Genomic DNA, 23,367 nt, shown 5'->3' with positions numbered 1-23,367 from the left:
GGATCAATGACAGCACTGACACCAGATGAGCAACTCATCAAGTCGCGCCATCGAGTGAGAGCGCATGGTGAGGTATTCACCCCAAGGTCGATGGTCAATCGGATGCTTGACCTCGTGAAGCCAGAGTTAGAAACCGGCCCTAACTTCGTAGACAAGACGTTCTTCGAGCCTGCCGCTGGCGACGGAAACTTCCTGATCGCCATACTTCGCCGGAAGCTGCACGCCATCGAGAAGCGCTACCAGCCGACAGTGTGGCAGACCGAATCCTTGTTTGCCCTCGCTTCGATCTACGCTATCGAGCTCCTCGAAGACAATCACCGGGCAGCGCAAGAATCGCTTCTAGACATTTTCGTCGAGTTCCACCAACGCGCCGGAAACTCCTGTGGACCACGCACGAACCTCTACCGTTCGGCAGCCAAGCTTATCGAGCGCAACATTCTCCAGGGCAACACCCTCACAGGTCTTGATGCCGCTGGTGCAGAGATTCAATTCTCGTGGTGGCATCGCGTGCTCAACGAACCAGGCATGGTCCAGCGAGAACCATTCTCTCTTTCATCATTGCGAAACTCATCTACTGGCATAGGGATGTTCGATTTTGCGATCTACGACTCCTACGCAGTCTGCCGCGTCGAGCACGTCTACAAAGAAGTGAAGGCTAATGTCTAACCCGAAGATCAGCACTTTCCACGAAGTCACTCCGTACGTATACTCGTGGACTACCCCCGACATTCCCAAGTACGCAGGTTGGGAGAAAATCGGATACACCGAGCAGGCCGGCGGCCCAGATGTACGCATCGCGCAGCAGGCATCCCAACTGTCCGTGCGCAAGGAAAAGTTGTGGGCGCTGCGGGCTTTTTTCCAGACTGAACGCGGTGGACGATTCACCGACAAGGACTTCCATACCTACTTGAAGCAGCAGGGCATTGAGCGGGAATACAACCCCGATGCCCAGCCAAAGCGCACCGAGTGGCATCACTTCGCCGACGCTCCGAGAACCTCCAAGGATTACTTCCTTCAGTTCGCCAGCCAGGATGAAGTCGATATGCAGCGCGTGGGCACTGATGAGTACAGCCTACGCCCCGAACAGGAAGCTGCGGTCAAACAGGCGCTGGAAGCGTTCGCTGCTGGACATGACGAAGTGCTCTGGAATGCCAAGCCACGTTTCGGCAAGACCCTGACAACCTACGACCTTATGCGCCACCTTGAGGCTCGCAAGGTCCTCATCGTGACCAACCGTCCTGCTATCGCCAACTCATGGTTCGACGATTTCACCCGCTTCATCGGGCATCAGACTTCCTATGTTTTCGTCTCAGAATCAGCATCGCTGGCTGGCCGCGAGACAATGACCCGTGAGGACTGGCGCAAGTACTCTGCCCAGAATCAGGACGAGGACCCTCGCGTTGTGGAGTTCCTTTCGCTGCAGGACCTCAAGGGTTCCCAGTACTTCGGCGGCCACCACAAGAAGCTGAAGCACATCGCCGATTTCGAGTGGGACCTGCTGGTCATCGACGAAGCCCACGAGGGCATCGACACCACGAAAACCGACATCGCGTTTGACAACATCACTCGCACGCAGACGCTGCACCTGTCCGGCACCCCGTTCAAGGCCTTGGCCTCAGGGAAGTTCGATCAGGAACAGATCTTCAACTGGACCTACGAAGACGAACAGACTGCTCGCGAAGAGTGGTCGGATGAGTCGCGGGACAATCCTTACGCATCCCTGCCTACGCTGAACATGTTCACGTACCAGATTTCGCGCATGATCACCGATCGTCTTGCCCAGGGCGTAGCGATCTCCGAAGACGCGGCCAACATTGATTATGCCTTCGACCTCAACGAGTTCTTCACGACCAAGGACAACGGCGTTTTCGAGCACCGCGAGGACATCCTCAAGTTCTTGGACTGCCTGACACACAATGAGAAGTACCCGTTCTCCACGCCTGAACTACGCGAAGAAATCCGGCACTCCTTTTGGCTGCTGGACCGTGTCGCTTCGGCCAAGGCGCTCGAAAAGCTGTTGAAGCAACACGAGGTGTTCAAGGACTACACGATCATTCTCGCTGCTGGCGATGGCAAGAGCCACGACAGCATGGACACGGCGGTTTCCGAGAAGTCGCTGGACAAGGTGCGAAAGACTATCGCTGAAGCCGAGAAGAACGGCGGCAAGACGATCACTCTTTCTGTCGGGCAGCTGACCACCGGAGTCACCGTGCCGGAGTGGACAGCGGTGCTGATGCTGTCGAACCTTTCCTCGCCGGCACTGTACATGCAGGCAGCTTTTCGTGCTCAGAATCCCCATACCTTCATGCGGGGCGAACATGTGTTGCAGAAGAAGAACGCCTACATCTTCGACTTTGCACCCGAGCGAACCCTCACGATTTTTGACGAGTTCGCCAACAATCTGCGCTCCAACCAATCCGGCAGCCCGGAGGCGCGTCAAGACAACATCCGCCGCCTACTGAACTTCTTCCCGGTCATTGGTGAAGACTCAGAAGGCCGGATGGTGGAGCTTGACGCCGCCCAGGTGCTCACCATTCCGCAGGTTTTCAAGGCCAAGGAGGTGGTGCGACGTGGGTTCCTCTCGAATCTGTTGTTCGATAACGTGGCCGGAATCTTCCGCTACTCGGAGCACGTCAAGAAGATTCTTGAGAAGCTCCCGGAAGCCAAAGAAGGCAAGCTCAAGAGCGGCACTACGATCTCCCTTGATGAACCAGTACCTTCAACCGACCGCGAAGGCAACGTCCAGGTTGATGTTGACACGGTCATCAACCCGAAGGTTGCTGAACTTGGCGCTCCTGTGTGGAGCAAGGAAGAAGCGCCTGCCATCAATCCAGCGAAGCCACCGACTAAGTTAGCCAAAGAGCTCGCCAGCTTCGTCACTGAGAAGACTAAAGACATTCGTGAGAGACTCAAAAACGAATACGGCCTGACTGCCGCCCAGGTGAACCGGGACATCAAGCAGACTGAAGCCAAGGTGGAGACTGCTGTTGAGCGTGCCATCGTCGAAAAGAACATTGCTGAGAAGCACCTCGACGACGAACGGGAGAAGGCCACCACTGACGAAGAAGTGGCAGCTGTCGAAAAAAAGAAGGCCGAAAATGATTCTGTGTTTGAGACAGAGCTCATGGCCATTCTGAAGAAATCTTCCGAGGACGTGGCAATGGAAACCGTTACCCGTGAAGAGACCAAGAAGGAGCAGAAACGTGCCAACACCACGATGGACGATGCTCGCTCCCATCTGCGCGGTTTTGCACGCACCATCCCTCTGTTCCTGATGGCATATGGACGCGAGGACATGCGTCTGGCAAACTTCGATGACCACACCCCAGATGAGGTCTTCAAGGAAATCACCGGTATCAGCGAATCCGAGTTCCGCATCCTCCGGGACGGCCAGGAAATAGTCGAAGAAGACGGGAAGGTAGTCCAGATCCCTGGTTTCTTCGATGAGGCTGTATTCGATCAGTCAATCCAGGAGTTCCTTGCAAAGAAGAAAGAACTCGCTGATTACTTTGACAACTCGCTCACCGAGAACATCTTTGCCTACATTCCACGGCAGAAGTCGTCACTGGTGTTCACGCCACAGGCTGTGGTGAACCAAATGGTTGACTTGCTTGAACAGGAAAACCCAGGAATCTTTGAGGATCCGTCAAAGACCTTTATCGATCCTTTCTCAACGGCAGGTCTGTTCATCATGGAACTGGTTCGTCGCCTGGATTCGGGGCTTGCTACTACGATCCCTGATCAGCACCAGCGGCTCAAGCACATCTTGACGAAGCAAGTCTTCGAGATGAGCCATAACCAGATTCTCCATGACATCACCATCGAAGCTGTCTCTGGCGGCCTGGAAGAACGCAAAGAGTGGATGACGGAATCAGGCCATTTCCGGGTGCAGAACGTCACCGAAATGAGCACAGCAGAACTCGCGAAGCTTGTCGATAACATGCTTACCGAAAGGAACTAATCATGACCAAGAAGTTCGATGTAGTCATCGGAAACCCACCATATCAAGATGAAGCTGTGGGCGGTGCCACCAGTGCGCCGCCTATCTATCCGCAATTCATGGATGCGGCATACGAAATCGGCTCGAAAGCAGTTCTGATTACACCCGCCCGTTTCCTGTTCAACGCGGGCTACACAACGAAGACATGGAACCAGAAAATGCTCGATGACAAACATCTGAGTGTCCCGGTCTACGTACCAAATAGCAATACACTGTTCCCAGGAACGGACATCAAGGGAGGCGTCGCTGTCACTTATCGCGATTCTGAGCAAAATTTGGGTCCACTTGGAGTCTTCACCAAGCACGAAGAGCTCACTAGCATCATGCGAAAAGTTACTTCATTCGGTGGAACTTCATTTGCGAGTCTCGTGACCAAGCGGGATGCCTACAAATACACGCACAAAATGCACGAGGAACATCCAGAAGCGTCGGAAGCTATGTCGCATTCTGCCCAGCACATCGTGATTGCTAACGCTTTCGAAAAGCTCCCTTTCCTATTTACCGCTGGTAAGCCGGATTCGAGTGATAAATATGTACGGATTATGGGTCTATCGGGCAATAAGAGGGAAATTCGCTGGGTTCGTCGTGATTTCATCACAGGGCCAAAAAGCTTTGAACATTTCAAAGTGGCCGTCGCAAAAGCTAATGGTTCTGGGAATTTTGGCGAAGCTCTTTCCACCCCAGTTGTACTCGAGCCGCAAGTCGCGACTACTCAGACATTCCTGACTGTTGGAAGCTTTGAGAAGTCTGAAGAGGCTTCTGCTTGTCTCAACTACATCCGAACGAAGTTTGCTCGTGCACTTCTTGGCGTGTTAAAGATTACGCAAGATAATCCGTCTCGTGTCTGGGAGCATGTCCCGGCACAGGACTTTTCGTCCGAGTCTGATATCGATTGGTCGAAGTCAATCCCCGAAATTGACCAGCAGCTGTACAAGAAATATAATCTCAGCGCTTCGGAAATGGACTTCATCGAAACCAATGTCAAAGCAATGAGTTGAGCACGACAGTCATGGCTGAAACCGATTCAACCGCCATGTCTGGGATCGCCATGCAGGTCTGTGTTGCGCGCAAAGACCTCGGGTGGTCTCAGGGCCTACTCGCTGCGAAGGCGGGTGTATCCCGCCCGTCGGTGGCACGAGTCGAAGCAAGTGACGCTGTCAGCACGGATACGTTGAGCAAGATTTCCGAGGTGCTGGGCCTTAAGCTTACCCTCGCTGAGGTGCCACCCGACGACGATCAGTAGACCGTCAGCTACCGTCTTTCGGCCGCCGGATGCCAACCACCTTGGACTTGTCCGTCCTACCATGCTGTTGCTCCAGTGACAGCACGTTGATAACACGCTCCAGCTGCTGCCGGTCGTTGGTCAGCTCGCGGATCTCTGCTCTGAGCCGCGTGATCGTCTCGTCGCGTTCTTTGAGCTGTTCGCGTAGCTTGACCACCACGGCAGGTTCGCCGCCAGTGAGCTCCATGCGGACCTTGAACTCGTCTTGCAGGTCGGTGAACTTGTGGGTCAGCAGCCAGCGTTTGACCCCGGCTTCGTTCGCGAGTGACTTGATGGTGAGCTTGCCGTCTGAGCGCAGTGGCTTCCCCTCGACCAGCCTGGTCATGGCATCACGGATTGCCTGGCGCTGAGTTTCGTCAGTCATAGCTCCACCCCTGTTTCATCGTGGGCCTGTACCAGTGCCTCCAGCAAGCTGACGCGCTGCTTCGAACGCTCACGCAATGGCAATGGCACCGCCTCGGATTCTGCTTCCCGCTTGGACTCGTCAATCAGCTGCTGGATGCGTTCGATGTGCTCATCGGTCCGCGCAATGTTGGCACACCGTGAGTCGCAGGCTGTCGCGTCCGGGCTCTGCCCTACAGACGTGCTCACTTTCCGGTCTGGGTGGCACAGGGCCTTGGCGGGGTCGTAACAGCAGGCGAGAATCTGCGGCCCGTTGTCGTAGATACGCAATGCCGGATTCCGCATCAAGGATGCGGCTTGTTTAGCGTTCATGACCTTGCCAGAGTACACATCCCGGTATTCTTCCACCGCACGCTTGTACCGTTCGGCAGCAGGTCCGCTGACGTGGCTCCCGTTGTCAGCGGCATCCACTGCACGGGCCAGCCCATCTGACACGCTCAGGGCTTCCTCCATGGGAAACAGATCGCGTAACCCTGCCGATACCCTGGAACCGTAGCCATCAGTGGTGTAGCTGTGCAGATGCCCGTACTGGACACCCAACGCGACCCGGCCACCTGGCAGTCGGTAGATGAACCAGGCCAGGGTACGCCGGAACCGACGGAGGACAACCAGGCCGGCCGGGTCTTCTGGGATGATTTCGTGTTCGCGTTCCAGCCGCTCGGCCTGCTCGTTGCACCAGTCGATGAGCCAGCCGACATTCGCCTTAGCACTCTGGTTACTGACGCTGGTTCCTCTTGTTGCTGAAGGCCTAGATATGACGTTAAATTCGCTCTGCGGGAAGAGCAATTCTTGACCGTGCAGTCGTTCAGCAATATGAATAGCATGAGCGACAGGTCCGATCACAGTCCACGGAACCTCTCGGGTCTTGCCTCCAGGAATGAGATTCCCATGCTCATTAGTAGCGGATTTGAAAGTCTGACCCTCGATACGGAAACTCGTCGATCCGTCGTCGTCTGTGATTTCCGTGCAGCATCCTCGTTTGAGCGCTCTGACTTCTTCACCTCTCATCCCGCTCAGATAGCAGACGACCACTAAGCAGGCAGTAAGCACCAGCCGCTTCAGGCGGGTAGCTTCGTAGTAGTCGATTGAATCAGTCCATGGTTTGCCGTCGATAGTTCCCATCGGCTTGTAGGGCAGTGGAGCAGAGGCTTCGTTGGATACCTCGTATTTGTGGTGAATCCCTTTCAGGGCGAACTGGGGTACGCCTAGTGTCGCGGAGAGGTATTCAGCTGCTACAGCTGTGCTTCTTCCTTGCCGTCGATTCCTTACGATCGTTGCTGGTAACTTCTGTCCAGTTAGCTGGAGTTCTCGGATATATGAATTGATGATTTCCAACCCGTTCGATGGCTGTTCCTTGGGGATTGAGGACTTCATCTTGTCTCGCACCGAGGAGGCTTCGATGACATCGGTGGACAGATCGTTGACCAGTCGTTGACACCAGATCAACAGTGGCGACATGGTGGCTGGATGAATTGGCTCAGTCTTGTTTTCCGCAGTCCAGTCAGAGGCCCCCACGATGTCTTCGAGGTTTCCCAGCCGCTCCCAGGGCGGGGACACAAGTCGGTAGTGGGCAGGCAGAAATGGACTAAGCAACCAGACGCGGCTCACCGCCAGTAACTGCCGCCGCTTGGGGTTGTAGGAGACCTTGCTGTCAGCAATGAGATCCGCGTACTGGTCCAGCGCTTCCGGGGTCAGATCCGACAGGTTCCGTTCTTTACTAAACTCAAACCATCTCAGGAACGGTAATATGTCGTGGTAGGTTGTCCGCACGCTCTGCACCGATAACCGGCTGCGAATCGAATGCTTGCGGTTCATCTGGTTAATTGGCGTTTCCTCATTCAGAAGCAACCAGAGGAAATGCTTACAAAAGTCCCTAGTCCTAGGTGGCACGTTCGCAAAATGAAAGTTGATCAATGGGGCCGTTGACTTCTGCCGGCTGACATCAAGCGTCCACACGCCGTCGCTAAAGACCGAGTCTGACAGCTCCGGATGGACTTTCGTGTGCCCCTGGATAGGCAAACGTTGGGCGACCTCAGCGTGCCTTTGCGTAGTCATGCGTCTAGCTCCCTTCCGATGAGTCGAGAAATCAAATCCTCAGTTTCCGTTGTCTTCTGCAACCGTGCTCCAGCGATCTCTGCCTTGGTGGCAAGCCGAGACAAGAGGTTCCGCAGCCTTGCCTGGTGCATTGCAAACTCCCGGTTCCACCGCTCTTCGCTGACCGTGGACGAGATGGACTGCAAGGCATCAAATAGCACCACAAGCTGGGGCAAGTGCCGTGGAGTGGCAACAGCGTTGTCACAGCCGAGGCACATCATGAAGGAAGCCGCACAGGCACCGTTCTGGTCTGTATCGAAGGGGCTGTGGAAGAAGTCAGTGCAGGCGGCAGTAGCCGTATCCAGTGCCCCGTTGAGCAGCGACTGGGCTGCCTCCTGGCCGATACCCAGCCGTGCGGACAGCGCTTCCACATGGGCTCCGTCCGCCGGCAGCTCTTGTGTGGTGACGGTGCGGATTTCGACAAACCTCTGTGCGTGCTGGAGAGCTTCTTGCTGCCCTTGCAAGAGCACCGGTACCGCTTGCTTGACAGTCGCTGGCTCGGACCGCCGGTAGATTTCCTCGCTTACCGTCTCGGAGTTCTGCCGGCTCCTCTGGCTGTGTACCTGCTCGGTCAGCCGGAGACGGCGAAGATTCAGGTGAAGTGGAGTACCGTCGTCACCGAGCACTGGAGCCAGCTTCTCCAAGGACTTCACAAAGTAACCGCTCGTTGACCAGTCCGTAATGAAAATCCCGGAAGGATGCCTGGTCGTGTGTGTGCCCAAAGCAATAAGCAACTGGTTTGTGGGGAACCCTAATTGCTCAAGTGTGTAGCGAGCTGGCTGGGTCATCCGAATAGCCCGCTCCATGAGACGGGATTCGTTTCCCGCGAAGTTGCTGGTGAAATACCTTTTGGCTGGACCACGCCGGGGTTTGTCCAAATGGGCCGTATACACCGATCCGCTGGACTTGATGGGGATCCCAGACGCCAACTCGGGAACTTCCATGCCGAACACTACCGACGAGTTGTAACCCCGCTCGCAAATGAACAGCACTACCAGGGCCAAGATTTCCGCAGGACTTGGAAACAGCAAATTCCTCGACCGTTGATGAGGTTCAAGACCGAAGTGCTCTTTCAAACCTGAATGGTGCGGAAACTTCTCCATGACCTTCGGTATCTCACCGGTGGTCAGCAGATGGTCAAGAATCTGGCCTTTGCTCCAATCCTTCCATCTCGCCCTATACGGTTTATCCTCAGGATCTTCTACTCCGTTCCAGTAGTCGATCAGGGTCTTCACGTTGGACGTAATGCGCTTCTCAGCCTCCATCACGTAGCCCGTATACACACGCTTGATCCGGGCAAACTCTTCACGGGAATAGGCGTTGTAATCACGGGACTTTGGCTTCGGTGCCCTGGTTCGTAGCACCAGTTGGGTAGCCTCGGGAAGACCTTCAACGTCAGCAAGCAAGGATCTGCTCAGATTGATCTGTCCTGGCCATTTCACCCGGCTCTCAAGGTCGGCACGCCAGGAATTCCAGACCTCCGGTGTAATGCCCTCAATGCTCTCTACATCTGGGTGATTTGCTTCCACGAACTTCAGGAATGTACCAATCACGCTCTGCCCTGCCGCGCAGCTTCCAGCACGCCTCCAGCGCCCACCCGAGCTGGTGGCTTTGATGAACGCAAGGATCAGAGACTGCCGAAGCGTCCCGACTAATGGGTACCGGCTGAAGTCGAAAGAACCCAGCGACTCACCGTTCTCACCAACAACAGTAACCACAGTTTCTTTGCTGTCCGTCCTCTTCGGGCGACGATACGCCTCGGACGGAAACTCAGCTCTGAGTCGTGGCATGCTAACGAACTCCCTTGTTGACTAGAGGTGAGGACAGGATTTCTCTGGACAGTACAGCCGAGAAGTCGTGCTCGTCGTTTTCGCCGGCGTTGAGGAACAAGTCAACCTGCAATCCCTGGACCGGTTCCAAGTACACTTGCCTGGTTATTTCGACGTTCACATGACCGAGCATGGTCTGTACCAGAACCCATGGGTCTCCAAAGAGCATCCGGTACTCGCGCCGTTCCTCCGGCGTGATGCCAAGCCGGGTATCGGTGGCGTGGATGAGCGACACCAGCATTCTCAAAGCGAATGAGTGACGCAGCATGTGCGGAGTGCAGGCTATCGGAACCGACTGGGACCGACAGCGTTGTGAAGCTGTACTGAACACCATCTCCCAGGTCATGTACTTCATCGGCAGACCCGATTCAGCCAGCCAGACCATTGCTGGCTCAAGCCCCGCATCGCCTTGGATGAACAGGCGTTCGCGTTCTTCGGCGTAGAGGTCGTCCAGCGAGCAAGCGGTCACGCGGCCGTTGTCATCGATGAGCTTGGCTCGGCGGTTTGCGTCCACGGACTGAAGCACCAGTTTGCCAGAAAGATTGTCGTACCGCCCCTCCTTCTGGGCCCGTGAAACAGCTTCTGCGCGAGTGGTCAACTTGTAGGCCCCGAGGCCTTGCAAGGCTGCCCTCGACACCCAGAAGTTACGACCTCGGCCTTTCGCCACTGCGGTCGCCAGCCGCGCCTGGTGGAAGTTCGTACGTTCTTGGAGTGCAGGGACCTCGCACCACAGCAGCGTTGCGCCTTCACGGAGCCGGAGCCCGGAATCCCAGAGCAGGTCGGCGAAACAGATGTTGCGGTCTTCGTTCCTCCCGCGCCAGTTGTGCCTCTGCCGGCCTTCCAAGTTGTAGCCGGACAAACCAACATGCTTCCACTGGCGGTAGGCCTCGGGGGTGAGCCACTTGACCCGGTTGTTCCGGGCGTTCTTGGGCATCAGCGGTACAGATACACCGGCCCGGTTCGAGGAGCTGTCATCAGTGAACGTTTGAATGGGAGAGATGCGGATGGTGCCGCGTCTAGCGTGCCACTCGTAGAATCGGCGGCAGGCTGCAAGCTCTCTGCTGAATTTGGCCCCAGAGATCCTGGAGGGATTCCGTTCATCGCGGCGACGCCAGTATTCGTAATCTTCAAATAGTTCGACTGTGCATTCTCGCCAGCCAATGTGCTGGCTGTACAGGAAGTTGAAGTGTGTGCGCAGATCCTTGGCGTAGGAAACTTGTGTCGCGCGGGATAGACGGCGGAACGACCGGTCGTGCAGATAGGCACTAACATCTAGGTCCGGGTAGCCATCGGGCTTGAGGAGGAAGAGCTCGTCGTTGCGAAGCCCCGCTTCCTCTTCTCGCTGGGCGAGATTCAGGAAATCTTCAGGCAGCCAGCTGGAAGGAGTGTCTGGTCGGCGTGGCCGGGCGCTGCGTAGTCTCCATCCGGCAATCTCGTCGTTGCTCGTCATGGCAGCACCCTACACCCCAACACGGACATTTTGGAGGGAACGGGGGGTTCATGGTGACGACGTCGAACTTCTCGCTGTCTTTGAAGTCACGTACGTTGCGTTCGAGCGAGTTGCCGTGGATGAACTGTGGCTGGTCGACGTCGTGTAACAGCAGGTTGGTCACGCCAAGTAGGTAAGGCATTGGCTTCTTCTCAATGCCGTAAACGCTAGAACGGTATGCCTCGCGGTCTTCAACAGACTCGACTTGTTCGTCGAGGTGTTTGAGTGTTGAGGTGAGGAACCCGGCTGTTCCGGCAGCAAAGTCAGCGACCGTTTCACCTAGTTTCGGGTTGATCATTTCGATCATGAAGTCGGTGACCGCGCGAGGGGTGTAGTACTCACCGGAGCTGCCAGCGCTTTGGAGTTCTTTCAGCAGGGTCTCGTAGATTTCACCGAAGGCGTGCCGGTCTGCATAGTCCTCAAAGTCAATCTCGTCGATCAAGTTGACCAGCTGGCGGATCAGGATGCCGTCCTTCATGTACTGGTTCGAGTCCTCGAAGACTGCCCGAACCACCGACTGACTGAGCGGCGTCGAAACAGTGATCGGCAGCGATTTGAGAGCTGGGAAGAGTTCAGTGTTGATGAACGTCAGCAGTTCTTCACCGGTCTTGGATCGTCCGTCTTTACGGTCGGGCGCCCAGGAACGCCAGCGGAGTTGTTCGGGGATGATCGACTGATAGGCGGGGTTGTGGAACTCCCAGTCTGATTCTTTCGCGTCGTAGACCTTGAGAAACAATAGCCAGGTGAGTTGGGCGATGCGTTGGGCATCGCCGTCGACCCCGGCGTCTCCGCGCATGATCTTGCGGGAGGTGGAGATGAACGAGTTCAGGCTCATTGGCTACTTGTGCTCCTTATGCAGCTTCGTAGAGGGCGTCTTCGAGTTCACGAATCGCCTGTAGGTAGGCGTCGCGTCCTCCGAAAAGGCGGGCAATCTTCTGCGGCGATCCGTACTGGATGAATGGGTCAACGCTGAGGATTCTGGTTGTTTCGATTTCAGATATACCGATCTCTGCGTACTTATCCAAGAGCGCTTCCAACACTTCGCGGCAGGTGTCTGAGTATTTGTGCAGGTAGCCACGCTTCTTGACGTGATCGATACGCTCATGTTTGGTCAGTGGAGGTTTATCGAAGGCAACGTGGAGGATCAGGTCGAAATTGTCAACGTCGAAGAACCTGCCGTCCGCTTCTTCGCGGATGGCCTCAAGTAAGACGCCTCGGCTGCTGAGCTGGCCGATTAGTTCGTCCTTTCTCTCGGCCTGCGACCAAGCGGTAAGGAACGAGTCGAGGCTGGAGTACGTGTTTAGAAATGACCGCTTCGAGAAGTCTCGGATCGATTCGGTCACGAGTTTGCCGGTAACGGGATCGACGTACTGCACACGCTCGTTGAGCAGTTTCACTTCGACACCGCGAACTCGCACCTTGCCTTTCTTTTCAGGGTCAGAGTCGTCGGTCCAAGGCGGATCCCAGATGATCACATCCTCTGGGCCGAAGTCCTCGATGTCTGTGTCTTCGACTGTCTCTTCGTCGTCTGGCCATACGGGTTCGAGGATCTCGCCGTCATCTCCAGGCTCGGGCAGAGGCATGTCTATGCTGCCTGCCGGGTTGCCGTCGAAGTCCGGGTCGGCGAAGAGCCGCGTGGAGCCCCGGAAGTCCATGATTGTGAAGAATTCTTTGCCGTGCTCAGGATCGAGCCGGGTGCCGCGTCCGACGATCTGTTTGAACTCAGTCATCGACCCAATGTTGGATTCCAAGACGATGAGCTTGATCGTTTTGACGTTGACGCCTGTGGTGAGCAGTTTCGATGTGGTCACCAGCGTTGGGTACTGCTCGTTAACATCAGCGAAGTTGTCGAGTTGATCCTTGCCTTCCTTATCATCTCCGGTGATCTTCATGACGTACCGGTAGTCCTCGATGATCCGTTCAAGGTTCTCATTCGCGAGGGCTTGGCGCATTCGTTCAGCATGCTCAATATCAACGCAGAAGACGATGGTCTTCGAATCGGTGCCGTACTTCTCCAGCCAGGACGTCACGTATTTGGCGACCATCTGGGTGCGCTCATCGATGATGAGATTGCGGTCGAAATCCTTGACGTTGTACTCGCGATCCTCAACCTCATTGCCATCAACGTCCACTTGTCCCTCGAATGGCCGCCAGCTCTCCAGATCAACGTCCAGGCCAACACGGATCACCTTGTACGGAGCGAGGAAGCCATCCTCAATGCCCTGTTTCAAGCTGTACGTGTAGACGGGTTCACCAAAGTAGTCGATGTTCGACACTTCCTTGGTTTCCTTAGGTGTTGCCGTCATACCAATGTGGATGGCACTCGAGAAGTAGTCCAGCACCCGTCGCCACAGAGATTCTTCGCGTGCGGATCCTCGGTGGCACTCGTCAATGATGACAAGGTCAAAGAACTCAGGTTTGAACTGCCGGAACGGTTCTTCACCCTCCTCGCCAGCGAGCTGCTGGTACAGGCTCATGTAGACTTCGTAAGAAGAATCCAAGTGTTTGCCTTTGACCTTGGTGATGCGACCTGAGAGCGGCTCGAAGTCACCGGTGATTGTCTGATCGATCAGCACGTTGCGGTCGGCAAGGTACAGTACCCGTTTCACGGTTCCAGCTTTGAGGAGCCGCCAAATGATCTGGAAGGCCGTGAACGTCTTGCCGGTGCCGGTGGCCATGACCAAGAGTAGGCGGCGGTCGCCGTGGGCGATGGCTTCCAGTGTGCGGTCTACTGCTACCTGTTGGTAATAGCGAGCTTCTTGCGGTTTGAACGCGTCAAGGTGGTATGGCTCAGCGATCAGGGCCGCGCCCTGAGCGTCGAGCCCTTTACCGACCAGGTAGCGTTGCCACAACTCCTCTTCGGTTGGGAACTCATCCAAGCTGATCTCTCGCTCAACACCGGTGAAGAAGTCGTGTTCGATGAAACCCTTACCGTTTGATGAGTAGGCGAACGGCGCGTCAAGCTTCGCGGCATAACCGAGTGCCTGCTGGAGCCCTGCACGGACAGTGTGCTCCATATCTTTAGCTTCAACAACCGCGAGCGGCTTACGTGACTTCGAGCCAAGCAGAACATAATCCGCTTTGCTGATCTTGCCACGCTTGGTCTTGGTGCCTTGGACAATGACCTGGCCGGGAGCGATGACAAGCTCCATGCGAAGTTGCTCTTTAGGCCAACCAGCCGTCTCCGTGACTGCAGGAGTAATGAACCGAAGCTTGACGTCCTCTTCAGTGAGCTTTGGCATCGCTATCCTCCTTCGTGGCTTCGACAATCTCCGCGATGTCGATAAGTTCGCAGTCAAGTGCTTCGGTGATTTTGACGAGCACGGCGGTGGTGACGTTCTCGTTCTGTTCGAGCTTCGCGACGGTGCCGGTACTGATACCGGCCTTCTGCTGGAGGTCGCGCTTCAACCAGCCTTTATCGACGAGCTTCTTCCACAACGGGTTGTAGCTGATTCTTCTCATTGCTCCTCCGCTTTTTGCTCGTCTGTTTTCTTATTCCATTGCCAACCGTAAAGGGCTTTGCCGTCAGGCCCGAGTGTGATGAAGCTGGTCTTGTTCACGATCTCTTCTACAGAGGTGCCTTCGTAGTCTTGCTCTCGGGCGAAGGCAATCAAGACTTGCTTGTTTGACTGCTCGTGCAACTCAAGGAGCTTGCCTACGATGTCCTTCTCGATGTTGTTGAACAGCACGGATTCCTGCATGATCACAGGAATCGGGGTCAGGCTGAACACTGCAAGGTCGAACGGGGACAGGCCTTTGTCAGCTACGCCGAAGCCTTCGTCATCGGGTGACTCAAACTTGTAGTTGGTGCCGTTCTCGTTGAAGTTCAATACGGGCGGTTGCTGGTCGGCTGCCGCGAGGCCATTCAGTTCGACAAGCTTGCCGTTCGTGGCTCTTCGTGCAACAATCAGCGCGGACTGTCGGAGTGACTTGAGTTCCTCTCGCAGACGATTTCGTTCTGCAAGACTCGCTTCCTTTCCATCCCAGATTCCGAGTTGGATTTTGAGCGCCTTGCGATTGGCTGAAAGCTTGCCGTATTCGTCCCAAGTCTCGTCAAGGATGTCGACCGGTTTGCCCAGCGCCCGGATGCGATCTTCCACGTAAGCAATCTGACCGTCTGTCTCACGTGCCGCGTTCGTGTATACGTCGAACTGGCGCTGGTGCTCGTCGCGTAGCGCGTCGGTCAATTCGCGATGGAAACCTTCGACCCCATGCAAACGAGCAACGTTGACCTGCGGGAAGTACGACGTCAAGGCGTCGAGGTCTTCTTGCCCGATGGGTTGTGTGCCGGTGAGTGCTTGTTCTGCGATGTTTGCTTGGGGTTGGTACTGGCCTCTTCGGATTCTGGGCTCTTGTAACTGAGCCTTGAGGTTGGCAACTTCGCTTGAGCGGTCTTGATCATCAATACTCAACGTGTTATCGGTGCGGTTTCGAAGCGCCCGTAGCTGCGGTTCGGTTGCGGCCAGCTTGATTCGCGCTAGTTCACCTGACGCAATATGTCGGAGCTGCTCGTCGAAAAAGTACAGCTGGTGAACAAGGTTGAAGGATGCACCCGGGCGAAACTCGTCCAGGCTCTGTCCCGAGGTGGGATCAAATCCCTGCATGGGGTGCCAGTAGCCGGAGAGTCGATAGTAGTTCAGCTGACGCAGCAGTGCTTCAGCTGAGGCTGGGTTTTCGATGGTCATGCCCCGCTGTTCAAGAAGCGCAAGCTGTTGCGCATACGTCTTGAACTGCTTGGCGCCCGCCATCGTCACCGCCCGGAGAGAAAAACGAGGACCGGCCCTGGACTCCCACCGAAGCGGGCAGCGGAACCGGTCTTGTTACCTACAAAGTTAGCACAAATGCGACCAAGAATGAAGACCGACTCTGGTCGGGTCTGCTATATGGGTTGGTGACACTCAATGTGGCTGGATACTGGCTAGTTTGGAAAGATGTCATTATGCCGAAAATGTTTCCGAAGGAGTTTCGTGAGGACGTGGTTAGGGCGCGGGGAATCGTGGGCCCGGGGTTGCGATCGCGCAAGTGGCCAAAGACCTTGGCATTCATTAAGTAATCCTCGAGAAATGGTTGTATCGAGAACGCGTTGATTCTGGCGAGAGTCCTGGCATCACGACTAGTGAGAACGAGGAATTACGTGAGCTGCGCAGGCACAACAGGCTCTTCGAACAGGAAGTTGAGGTGTTGCGGCGCGCAGCAGCGTATCTGTCCCAGGCGCATTTGCCGGGAAAATGATGTACCCGCTCGTGAAATAGCTCGCCGCGGGTGGGAATCCCGTCGTAGTGTCGTGCGGGATTTTGAAGCTCGCCCGCCAGTCCTACTATCGGTGGCTGACGCAGCCCATTGATGAGCGGGAACTTGTCGAGGCGTATCGTGCGAACGCACTCTACGACGCGCATCAGGACGATCCGGGTGAACCGATGGCAGATCGGACTGCGTGGCGGATTTGTTCTGAACAGGGCTGGTGGAGCGTGTTCGGGAAGGAGAAAGCACGAAGGAAAGCAAAGCTGCCAGGCCTACCGTGCATGATGAATCTCATGCAGCGTGAGTTCGCTGCGGAGACGGTGGACACGCTCTGGTTCACCGATATTTCGGAGCACCGAACCGGTGAGGGCAAACTCTACTTGTGCGCAGTGAAAGATGTGTGCTCGAACCGGATTGTGGGGTACTCAATCAGTGACCGCATGAAGTCATCTCTTGCGGCCACAGCGCTTCAGAACGCGGTTGCCAGGCGTGGAGGTGTTAGTGGGTGCGTGATACAACAGTGACCGTGGGTCGCAATTTCGTAGTGGGAGGTTCCGGCGAGAACTCACCCGATAGAAGCTCGTCGGCTCGATGGGGCGTGTGGGTGCTGCCGGGGATAACGCGGCGATGAAATCGTTTTTCTCCCTGTTGCAGAAGAGTGTGCTGAACCGGGGCTTCTGGGCAACTCGGGAGGAGTGGCGTATCGCGATCGTGACTTGGATCGAGCGGACTTATCGTCGCAGGCGTCGGCAGGCCCGGTTGGGTCGGTTGACGCCGGTCGAGTTCGAAGCAACCATAAATACGTCAGTCGCGCTTGCGGCCTGACAGACCAACTGTCACCAACCCATACATGCAGACCCTTTACGTGGCGATGAGAAAAGCGCGTCACTGCTTTCAGGGATATGGGGCCAGACTGCGGCCGCGATGAGTGCTGAATAATGCGGCTGATTTAGCGCCCTATTAGCTCGTTTCATTCGTAGGTCCATACGGCCCGGCGAATAGACCACTCCCTAGGCTGAAGCCATACGCGAGGGAAGAAGGTCAGTATCGTGTCTGCAGTGTGTGACCCGGTTCAGCCCAGTACGACGCGGCCCTGGCTGGCCTCGTACGCCGAGGGGGTTCGCCCCCAGATTGATCCGGTCGATCTGACGTTGCCGGAGGCGCTGAAAGTGAGCGCCAAGCGGTTCGGGGGCCACGTCGCTCTGGAGTTCTTCGGCCGCACCACTACCTACAAACAGCTCTACGAAGAGGTTGAGCGCGCCGCCGCCGGCCTACGCAACTTGGGCGTGAGGGCTGGAGACCGGGTCGCCCTCGTGCTGCCGAGCTGCCCGCAGCACGTCGTCGCCTTCTACGCCGTGCTGCGCCTCGGCGCCGTCGTCGTTGAGCACAACCCGCTCTACACCGAGCGCGAGTTGCTGCACCAGTTCGCCGATCACGAGGCTGGCGTGGCGATCGTCTGGGACGTCGTGAGCGAGAAGATCGACCGCCTGCCGGCGAGCGTGAAACCCGGGCGGATCGTCTCCGTGAACATGACCAAAGCGATGCCAAAGGCCCAGCAGCTTGCACTCAAGCTCCCGGTTGCGAAGGCTCGCGAAGCGCGCAAGAAGCTCACCGCGAAGCCCGCGTCGAGGCACATGCGCTCGTGGGAATCGCTCTTTGGCGGCCGTCTGCCGAAGCGTGTGGCTGGCCCAGAGGTCAACGACATTGCCGTGCTGCAGTACACGAGCGGCACCACCGGAAAGCCGAAGGGTGCGATGCTGACCCACGGCAACCTGCGCGCGAACGCGATGCAGGGGCGCGAGTGGCTGCCGGGCCTGCACGAGGGCGACGAGGTGTTTTACGGCGTGCTGCCGCTTTTTCACGCGTACGGGCTGACACTGTGCCTGACGTTTGCGATGAGCATTGGTGCGCGTCTCGTGCTGTTCCCGACCTTCGACGTTGATCTCGTGAAGAAGGCCGCGAAGCACACGCCCCCGACGTTCCTGCCCGGGGTGCCCCCGATCTATGACCAGCTCGCCCGCGCCGCCCTGCACGGCGAGATCGACCTTTCGACGGTGCGGTTCGCCCTCTCGGGCGCGATGCCGCTGCCGGTTTCGACCGTGCAGCGTTGGGAAGAGGTGACCGGTGGCCTGCTCGTCGAGGGCTATGGAATGACCGAGGCCTCGCCGGTCGCGCTCGGCAACCCTGCGGGGCCCTCGCGCAGACCTGGTTCGGTTGGCGTGCCCTTTCCCAGCACCGAGATTCGGGTGATCGACCCCGACAATCCCTCGCAGGAGGTGGCCATCGGCGAGCCGGGAGAGCTCTTGATTCGCGGGCCGCAGGTCTTTGGTGGGTATTGGAAGCGCCCCGAAGACACCGCCGAGACGCTGCTGCCTGACGGCTGGCTGCGCACGGGCGACATCGTGACGCTCTCGGCCGATGGCTTCGTCACGGTCGTTGACCGCCGTAAAGAGCTCATCATCACGGGCGGCTTCAACGTCTCACCCTCTGAGGTCGAAGAGGTGCTCATGTCGCACCCCGATATTGAAGACGCGGCGGTCGTCTCGCTGCCGCGCGGTGACGGGGCCGAGATGGTCGCGGCCGCGGTCGTGCTGCGCGACGGAGCGGCCGTCGAGCCCGAGGCCGTGCGCCAATTCTGCCGTACGAGGCTGACGGCCTACAAGGTTCCGCGGCGCGTCACCTTCGTTGATGAACTGCCGCGCTCGCTCGTGGGCAAGGTGCTGCGCCGCGAGGTGCGCGAGCTGCTGCTCGCCAAGAGGTAGGGCGCTAAGCCCGGGCGAGGTGGCCAGAGCCCGTCGCCTCGCTACAACCCCGCCCCCTCGTACACCGCATAGATCTCATCGAGCACGGCCTCGCGGGCTGCGCCGGGCTGGGCGGCGTACGCGGCGTAGAGGGTGTCGAGCCGTGCGTGCGTGGCCGCGTCGAGGGCGTCGAAGCGGTCGCGCCAGGCCTCTTCGTTGTCGGTCCAGTAGCCCACGAGGTGCGTGTTGGCTGCGGGGAAAGCGAGGGTCTTTCGCAGATGGGTGCGCACGCGACGGGTCATGGCAGACTCGCCGGCGATCCACGCGGTTTCTGATCCGTCGGTCGCGAGGGGGCGCGCATGAAGGCGTCGGCGACGCGGCTGGCGTGCGAGCCGTTGCCGGCGCGGTAGATCCACACGGTGTCGACGTTGCGCGATGCGGCTGCCTCGGGCAGGCGGGCGTCGCGTTCGTCGGTGACCTCGCAGAAGATGCGCAGCTCGGTCTCGGGCGATGTCTCTTCGACGATGCGCTCGACGGCAGGCAGCGCGGTCGCGTCGGCGACGAGCGTGAGACGGTGCGGTGGCAGCTCGCCCCACGCGAACTGGGCGAAGGGGCGGCTTAGGCCAACGGCGCCGCCCGGGCGCACCCGTTCGGCCCAGTCGGCGGCGAGGCCTCCCGAGTGCCGCACGAAGTCGATCGTCACGCGGCCGGGAGCATGGGAGCGGATCGTGTAGGTGCGCATCTCGGCGGGTGCGACACCTTCGGGGTACTCCCACCCGCGGCCCACGACGCGGGGCAAGCGGGGCTCGGCGGTGGGCTCATCGGCGAAGAAAAGCCGCACGTACTCGTCGGGCGAGCCCGTGGTCGGGTAGTCGTCGAGGTCGGGGCCACCGAGGGTCACGCGCATCATGCCGGGGCTGAGCGCCTCGGTCTCGAGCACGATCGCGCGGTGCACGCGGGGCGGGCCGGGAGGGGTGGGAGTCTGGGTCATCGGGCTAGCGGGCCAGTGCTTCGGCGAGCTCGGGCACGAACTCGTCGAGCACCCACGGAACCGAGAGCACCGAGGGGGCAGCGACAGCCTGCGAGACCTGGCGGTCGGTGAGCCACACGGCGTGATCGTTTGCGATCGGCTGCCAGCTCGCGAAGTGCGGCTGGGCGAGCGCGTAGTCGACCTCGTCCTGGTTGTTCACGACGCCGAGAAAGACGTCGGCCTCGATCTCGTCGACCTTTTCAAGGCTCACGCCGAAGTAAATCTCGTCGGCGAACTGCTTGGCGCGATCCACCACCTGCGGCGAGAGGGCGAGGCCGAGATCTTCGATGATGCCGATGAGTGAGGTGCTCGGGGCGTGGAATCCGACGTCGGTTGAGCCCTCACTCACCGCGGTCGAGTAGACGAACGTGGCGTCTTTGAACTCGGGATGCTCGGCACCCTGCGCCTCAACGGCCGCTCGCGTGTCGGCAACGAGATGCTTCGCGAGGGCGGGGCGGCCGAGGGCCTCGCCCATGAGCTCGGCATGATCTTGCCAGTCGAGCGACCAGGGCTTCTCGGGGTACGCGAGGGTGGGAGCGATCTCTTCGAGGCGCTCGTACTGGGTGTCGGTGATGCCCGAGAACGGGGCGATGATCGCGTCGGGCTTCAGCGCGAGAATCTGCTCGAAGTCGATCTCGCCGATGCCAATATCGTTGAGAGTTTCGGGCAGGGGAGCGCCAGCGGTCTCGACGGTGTCGCGAAACCACGGCACGAGCCCGTCGTCGTCGCCAGCCCAGCTCTCGGGAACCGCGATGGGCACGACGCCGAGCGCCGCCGAAATATCTTCGCTCGCCCAGCCGATCGTCACGACCCGCTCAGGTGCCTCGTCGAGTTCGAAGGTGCCGAAGGCGTGATCGACGGCAACCGGAAAAGCGCCCGCCTCTGGCTCGATCACGATGCGCGACGATGCCTCGGCATCACTCTTCTCGGGGCTCGTGCCCTGAGCGCCACAGCCGGTGAGGGCAAGGGCGAGGGTGGCGAGCAGAGCGGCGGTGGCACGGGCAGATGCGCCGGTGCGGGTCGCGGCAAGACGGGTCATGGTTCTCCTAGCGTTTTCGGGCCCGCGGTGGCGGGCATACCGAGCCTAAGAACTCTCGATGTCGCGCATCGGGCACAACGTGCCTGAATCGGCGCACGCGGCGGCATTCTCGTGCGCCTCGGCGGTGGGCCCACGCAGGTACGCGCCGGGCGTCTGCCCGACCTCCTGCCGAAACGCGGTCACGAAGGCACTCGGCGAGCTGTAGCCCACGCGCCGGCCCACCGCGGTCACCGGCAGCCCCTCGGCGAGCAGCGACATCGCGGCCTTCACCCGCACCTGGCGGCGCCAGCGCACGAAGCTCATGTCGGCGGTCTCGGTGAAGGTGCGCGCGATCGTGCTCACGCTCGTTCCCGTGATGACCGACCACTGCTCGAGCGAGCGGTCGTCGGCCGGGTCGGCAAGAATGGCGCGCGTGATGCGGCGAATGCGTGCGTCGTCTGGAACGGGAATTCCGGGGCCGAGCGCTCGAGACGCTCCGATCATGTCGAGGCACACCTGCTGTGCGCGAAGCCGCTCATCCTGCGGCATTGCCGTCTCGTTGAGGTGCTGCAACATCTCCATGAGCGCGCGGCTCATGCTCACCGAGACCGGCTGGTCCTGCGGCAGGGCGCCCGGCACCGTGCGCAAATAGGTCGCGCCGATGCGGGCCGAGCGCATGACCTGCGAGCCGTGCGTCATGTGGGGCGGTACGACAAGGCCTTGCCCGGCGCGCAGCACGTAAATCGCCCCGGCCGCGCTCACGTTGACGACGCCCGAGGCGACCCAGATGAGCTCGGCGACGGCATGGCTGTGCTCGATCCAGTGCGCGCTCGAGGGCTGCTCGCGCACGAGGGTGGTGAGCAGAAACGGCTCGTCGATAAGCGTCTCGGGATCGGTGACGTCGTGCACCTCGGGCGGCGCGGCTTCGGCCAGTGACGAAAGAGGCATGGTGTTAGGTTACCCTTAACTAGATCAGATAAGGAACAGCGGCGGCGGGTACGAACACATGCACAGACAGCTCATTTCGCGCGGATCGCCCCGGCTGTGCTCGCTCCCGCGCGATCTACTTGACGGAAAGCAGGGTGTTTTCCGCGTTGCACCCTGCTTTCCGTCAAGTAGACGCGTTTTGAAGGTTGCGCGACCCGAGCGCCGCTCAGCTGCCGCGCGCTAACCGTCGCCGACCGCCTTCTCCGCCCCATACCGGGGCCTGGGCCGACGCTTGCACGCCCCATTTTCGTTCACTTGACAGAAAGCAGGGTGTTTGTCGGAAAACACCCTGCTTTTCGTCAAATAGACGCGGATCGCGCAAGCAAGCCAACTCAACGCGGATCGCGCCCGCAAGCCAGCACTAACGCTGACCGAGCGCGCCAGCCCCGAACCGGCAACCGCGCTAGCCCCGAGCCACCATCGCCACTCACCGAGCCACCAGCGCCACTCACCGAGCCGCAGCCCCCAGCTCCCCCACACGCGCCGCCACCTCGACGAGGCGCCCAGCGAGTTCGTCGACGCGAGCGGCCGGCATGCGGGCCTCGGCGGCCGAGATGGTGATGGAGAGTACGGGCGATGATCCGCTGGGGTGGGGTACTGGGCAGGCGATGCCGGCAACGTCGGGCACGACGGGCAGGCCGCCGCACCAGCCGCGCTCGTGCACCTGGGCGACGAGGGTGCGAAGCCGCTCGGCGAGGGCTTCGGCGTCGCGGGGCAGCCAGCGTGAGGGCGGGTTGGCGGCGGCTTCGGCGATGGCCCGCTCGCGTTGGGGCTCGTCGAGGCCCGCGAGCAGGGCGACGCCCGCGTAGCTTGTCGCGAGGGGTTTCACTTCGCCGACGTGCACCGAGAAGACGCGAATGGGTGAGTCGCCGTCGCAGCGCATGAGGTAGGTGGCCGAGCGGTAGTTGCGCTGGGCGAGGTAGACGGTGTCGCCGATGTCGGTCGCGAGCTCTTGCAGTAGTGCGCGAGTTTCGTCGAGGTGGCGCAGGGGGCCCGGCGTGGGCAGGGCGAGCGCGAGTTCTTCGAGGGCGCGGCCGAGGCGGTAGTGGCGGGTGGCGGTGCGCTCGACGACGCCGAGGTCGGCGAGGTCGGCGAGCAGGCGGTGCACGGTGGGGCGGGCGAGGCCCGAGAGTGGCACGAGGTCTTGCAAGCGCAGCCCCGGTTCGTCGGCTTCTGAGAGCAGGCGCAGCAACACCGCGGCGCGCGGCAAAACGCCGACGGGGGCGTGTGGTTCGTGCGAGAGGGGCATGGTTC

General features: G+C 59.1%; 17 protein-coding genes and 3 pseudogenes. 7 read left to right on the top strand and 13 right to left on the bottom strand.

All coding sequences use genetic code 11. From position 1 onward, the window contains the following. The first annotated feature begins 6 nt into the window (after positions 1 to 6). The 4 genes from JSO19_RS05905 to JSO19_RS05890 are packed head-to-tail and all read left to right on the top strand — an operon-like array spanning position 7 to position 5,243. Positions 7 to 666 carry a hypothetical protein gene (locus tag JSO19_RS05905; RefSeq protein WP_270909085.1) on the top strand — a complete coding sequence of 220 codons (660 nt, stop codon included), beginning with the start codon at positions 7 to 9 and terminating at the stop codon, positions 664 to 666. After that, positions 659 to 3,961: a DEAD/DEAH box helicase gene (locus JSO19_RS05900; RefSeq protein WP_270909086.1), complete on the top strand. Its 3,303-nt coding sequence runs from the start codon at positions 659 to 661 to the stop codon at positions 3,959 to 3,961. Before JSO19_RS05905 ends, JSO19_RS05900 begins: the two co-directional genes overlap by 8 nt. A gap of 2 nt (positions 3,962 to 3,963) precedes the next feature. Beyond that, entirely contained in the window at positions 3,964 to 4,998 is a 1,035-nt protein-coding gene (locus JSO19_RS05895) for an Eco57I restriction-modification methylase domain-containing protein (protein WP_270909087.1), read from the top strand. Positions 4,999 to 5,009: 11 nt separating this feature from the next. Next, positions 5,010 to 5,243, top strand: a complete 234-nt coding sequence (locus JSO19_RS05890; protein ID WP_333735021.1) for a helix-turn-helix domain-containing protein — start codon at positions 5,010 to 5,012, stop codon at positions 5,241 to 5,243. A 4-nt stretch (positions 5,244 to 5,247) separates the two neighbouring features. Here JSO19_RS05890 and JSO19_RS05885 read toward each other — a convergent pair whose 3' ends face one another. Genes JSO19_RS05885 through JSO19_RS05850 form a run of 8 tightly spaced genes read right to left on the bottom strand, consistent with a single transcriptional unit; the run spans position 5,248 to position 15,844 of the window. Further along, positions 5,248 to 5,646: a hypothetical protein gene (locus tag JSO19_RS05885; RefSeq protein WP_096256314.1), complete on the bottom strand. Its 399-nt coding sequence runs from the start codon at positions 5,644 to 5,646 to the stop codon at positions 5,248 to 5,250. Then, the gene (locus JSO19_RS05880; RefSeq protein ID WP_270909088.1) at positions 5,643 to 7,739 is read right to left on the bottom strand and encodes a hypothetical protein; all 2,097 of its coding nucleotides are present in this window, start codon (positions 7,737 to 7,739) and stop codon (positions 5,643 to 5,645) included. Before JSO19_RS05880 ends, JSO19_RS05885 begins: the two co-directional genes overlap by 4 nt. Then, on the bottom strand, positions 7,736 to 9,568 hold the full coding sequence (locus tag JSO19_RS05875; protein WP_270909089.1) for a hypothetical protein: 1,833 nt from the start codon (positions 9,566 to 9,568) through the stop codon (positions 7,736 to 7,738). The genes JSO19_RS05880 and JSO19_RS05875 overlap by 4 nt, the downstream gene beginning before the upstream one ends. Before the next feature lies 1 nt (position 9,569). Continuing rightward, positions 9,570 to 11,057: a site-specific integrase gene (locus tag JSO19_RS05870; RefSeq protein WP_270909090.1), complete on the bottom strand. Its 1,488-nt coding sequence runs from the start codon at positions 11,055 to 11,057 to the stop codon at positions 9,570 to 9,572. Beyond that, the gene (locus JSO19_RS05865) at positions 10,972 to 11,931 is read right to left on the bottom strand and encodes a class I SAM-dependent DNA methyltransferase (protein WP_270910373.1); all 960 of its coding nucleotides are present in this window, start codon (positions 11,929 to 11,931) and stop codon (positions 10,972 to 10,974) included. Before JSO19_RS05865 ends, JSO19_RS05870 begins: the two co-directional genes overlap by 86 nt. Positions 11,932 to 11,947: 16 nt before the next feature. Next, positions 11,948 to 14,338 (bottom strand): EcoAI/FtnUII family type I restriction enzme subunit R, encoded by a 2,391-nt coding sequence (gene hsdR, locus JSO19_RS05860; protein ID WP_270910372.1) that lies wholly within the window; start codon positions 14,336 to 14,338, stop codon positions 11,948 to 11,950. Further along, positions 14,322 to 14,558, bottom strand: a complete 237-nt coding sequence (locus tag JSO19_RS05855; protein ID WP_270910371.1) for a helix-turn-helix domain-containing protein — start codon at positions 14,556 to 14,558, stop codon at positions 14,322 to 14,324. The genes hsdR and JSO19_RS05855 overlap by 17 nt, the downstream gene beginning before the upstream one ends. Beyond that, entirely contained in the window at positions 14,555 to 15,844 is a 1,290-nt protein-coding gene (locus JSO19_RS05850) for a DUF2326 domain-containing protein (protein ID WP_270910370.1), read from the bottom strand. Before JSO19_RS05850 ends, JSO19_RS05855 begins: the two co-directional genes overlap by 4 nt. 758 nt (positions 15,845 to 16,602) lie before the next feature. Here JSO19_RS05850 and JSO19_RS13115 point away from each other — a divergent pair. The 3 genes and pseudogenes from JSO19_RS13115 to JSO19_RS05840 all read left to right on the top strand — a co-directional run. Beyond that, positions 16,603 to 17,018: pseudogene (locus JSO19_RS13115) on the top strand (transposase); the annotation flags it as partial. Next, complete coding sequence (locus JSO19_RS13110) at positions 16,998 to 17,162, top strand: hypothetical protein (RefSeq protein ID WP_442915708.1); 165 nt, start codon at positions 16,998 to 17,000, stop codon at positions 17,160 to 17,162. The pseudogene JSO19_RS13115 and the gene JSO19_RS13110, both read left to right, overlap by 21 nt. A gap of 224 nt (positions 17,163 to 17,386) precedes the next feature. Continuing rightward, positions 17,387 to 19,099, top strand: coding sequence for a long-chain-fatty-acid--CoA ligase (locus JSO19_RS05840; RefSeq protein ID WP_270910368.1), 1,713 nt, complete (start codon positions 17,387 to 17,389; stop codon positions 19,097 to 19,099). 41 nt (positions 19,100 to 19,140) lie between these two features. Here the strand turns inward: JSO19_RS05840 and JSO19_RS05835 are convergent. The 5 genes and pseudogenes from JSO19_RS05835 to JSO19_RS05815 form a co-directional block, all read right to left on the bottom strand. Further along, positions 19,141 to 19,539, bottom strand: a pseudogene (locus tag JSO19_RS05835) (SIP domain-containing protein); the annotation flags it as partial. After that, a pseudogene (locus JSO19_RS05830) lies at positions 19,440 to 20,069 on the bottom strand (siderophore-interacting protein); the annotation flags it as partial. The pseudogenes JSO19_RS05835 and JSO19_RS05830, both read right to left, overlap by 100 nt. Positions 20,070 to 20,073: 4 nt before the next feature. After that, positions 20,074 to 21,147, bottom strand: coding sequence for an ABC transporter substrate-binding protein (locus JSO19_RS05825; protein WP_270910366.1), 1,074 nt, complete (start codon positions 21,145 to 21,147; stop codon positions 20,074 to 20,076). Between the two features lie 45 nt (positions 21,148 to 21,192). Then, positions 21,193 to 22,074 (bottom strand): helix-turn-helix domain-containing protein, encoded by an 882-nt coding sequence (locus JSO19_RS05820; RefSeq protein ID WP_270910364.1) that lies wholly within the window; start codon positions 22,072 to 22,074, stop codon positions 21,193 to 21,195. A 487-nt stretch (positions 22,075 to 22,561) separates the two neighbouring features. Next, positions 22,562 to 23,362, bottom strand: a complete 801-nt coding sequence (locus JSO19_RS05815; protein WP_270910362.1) for an IclR family transcriptional regulator — start codon at positions 23,360 to 23,362, stop codon at positions 22,562 to 22,564. Positions 23,363 to 23,367: the final 5 nt, after the last annotated feature.

This window comes from Leucobacter sp. UCMA 4100 (assembly GCF_027853335.1).
GTDB lineage: Bacteria > Actinomycetota > Actinomycetes > Actinomycetales > Microbacteriaceae > Leucobacter_A.
Note: the sequence above shows the minus strand (reverse complement) of the source record. Positions and strands in the feature narration are given on the sequence as shown.

Bases quoted from the DNA above. Each gene is read 5' to 3' on its own strand.
- hsdR (WP_270910372.1), bottom strand. From the start codon at position 14,338: ATGCCAAAGCTCACTGAAGAGGACGTCAAGCTTCGGTTCATTACTCCT.
- JSO19_RS05865 (WP_270910373.1), bottom strand. From the start codon at position 11,931: ATGAGCCTGAACTCGTTCATCTCCACCTCCCGCAAGATCATGCGCGGA.
- JSO19_RS05820 (WP_270910364.1), bottom strand. From the start codon at position 22,074: ATGCCTCTTTCGTCACTGGCCGAAGCCGCGCCGCCCGAGGTGCACGAC.
- JSO19_RS05850 (WP_270910370.1), bottom strand. From the start codon at position 15,844: ATGGCGGGCGCCAAGCAGTTCAAGACGTATGCGCAACAGCTTGCGCTT.
- JSO19_RS05905 (WP_270909085.1), top strand. From the start codon at position 7: ATGACAGCACTGACACCAGATGAGCAACTCATCAAGTCGCGCCATCGA.
- JSO19_RS05890 (WP_333735021.1), top strand. From the start codon at position 5,010: ATGGCTGAAACCGATTCAACCGCCATGTCTGGGATCGCCATGCAGGTC.
- JSO19_RS05825 (WP_270910366.1), bottom strand. From the start codon at position 21,147: ATGACCCGTCTTGCCGCGACCCGCACCGGCGCATCTGCCCGTGCCACC.
- JSO19_RS05815 (WP_270910362.1), bottom strand. From the start codon at position 23,362: ATGCCCCTCTCGCACGAACCACACGCCCCCGTCGGCGTTTTGCCGCGC.
- JSO19_RS05895 (WP_270909087.1), top strand. From the start codon at position 3,964: ATGACCAAGAAGTTCGATGTAGTCATCGGAAACCCACCATATCAAGAT.
- JSO19_RS05880 (WP_270909088.1), bottom strand. From the start codon at position 7,739: ATGACTACGCAAAGGCACGCTGAGGTCGCCCAACGTTTGCCTATCCAG.
- JSO19_RS05870 (WP_270909090.1), bottom strand. From the start codon at position 11,057: ATGACGAGCAACGACGAGATTGCCGGATGGAGACTACGCAGCGCCCGG.
- JSO19_RS05875 (WP_270909089.1), bottom strand. From the start codon at position 9,568: ATGCCACGACTCAGAGCTGAGTTTCCGTCCGAGGCGTATCGTCGCCCG.
- JSO19_RS05855 (WP_270910371.1), bottom strand. From the start codon at position 14,558: ATGAGAAGAATCAGCTACAACCCGTTGTGGAAGAAGCTCGTCGATAAA.
- JSO19_RS05885 (WP_096256314.1), bottom strand. From the start codon at position 5,646: ATGACTGACGAAACTCAGCGCCAGGCAATCCGTGATGCCATGACCAGG.
- JSO19_RS05900 (WP_270909086.1), top strand. From the start codon at position 659: ATGTCTAACCCGAAGATCAGCACTTTCCACGAAGTCACTCCGTACGTA.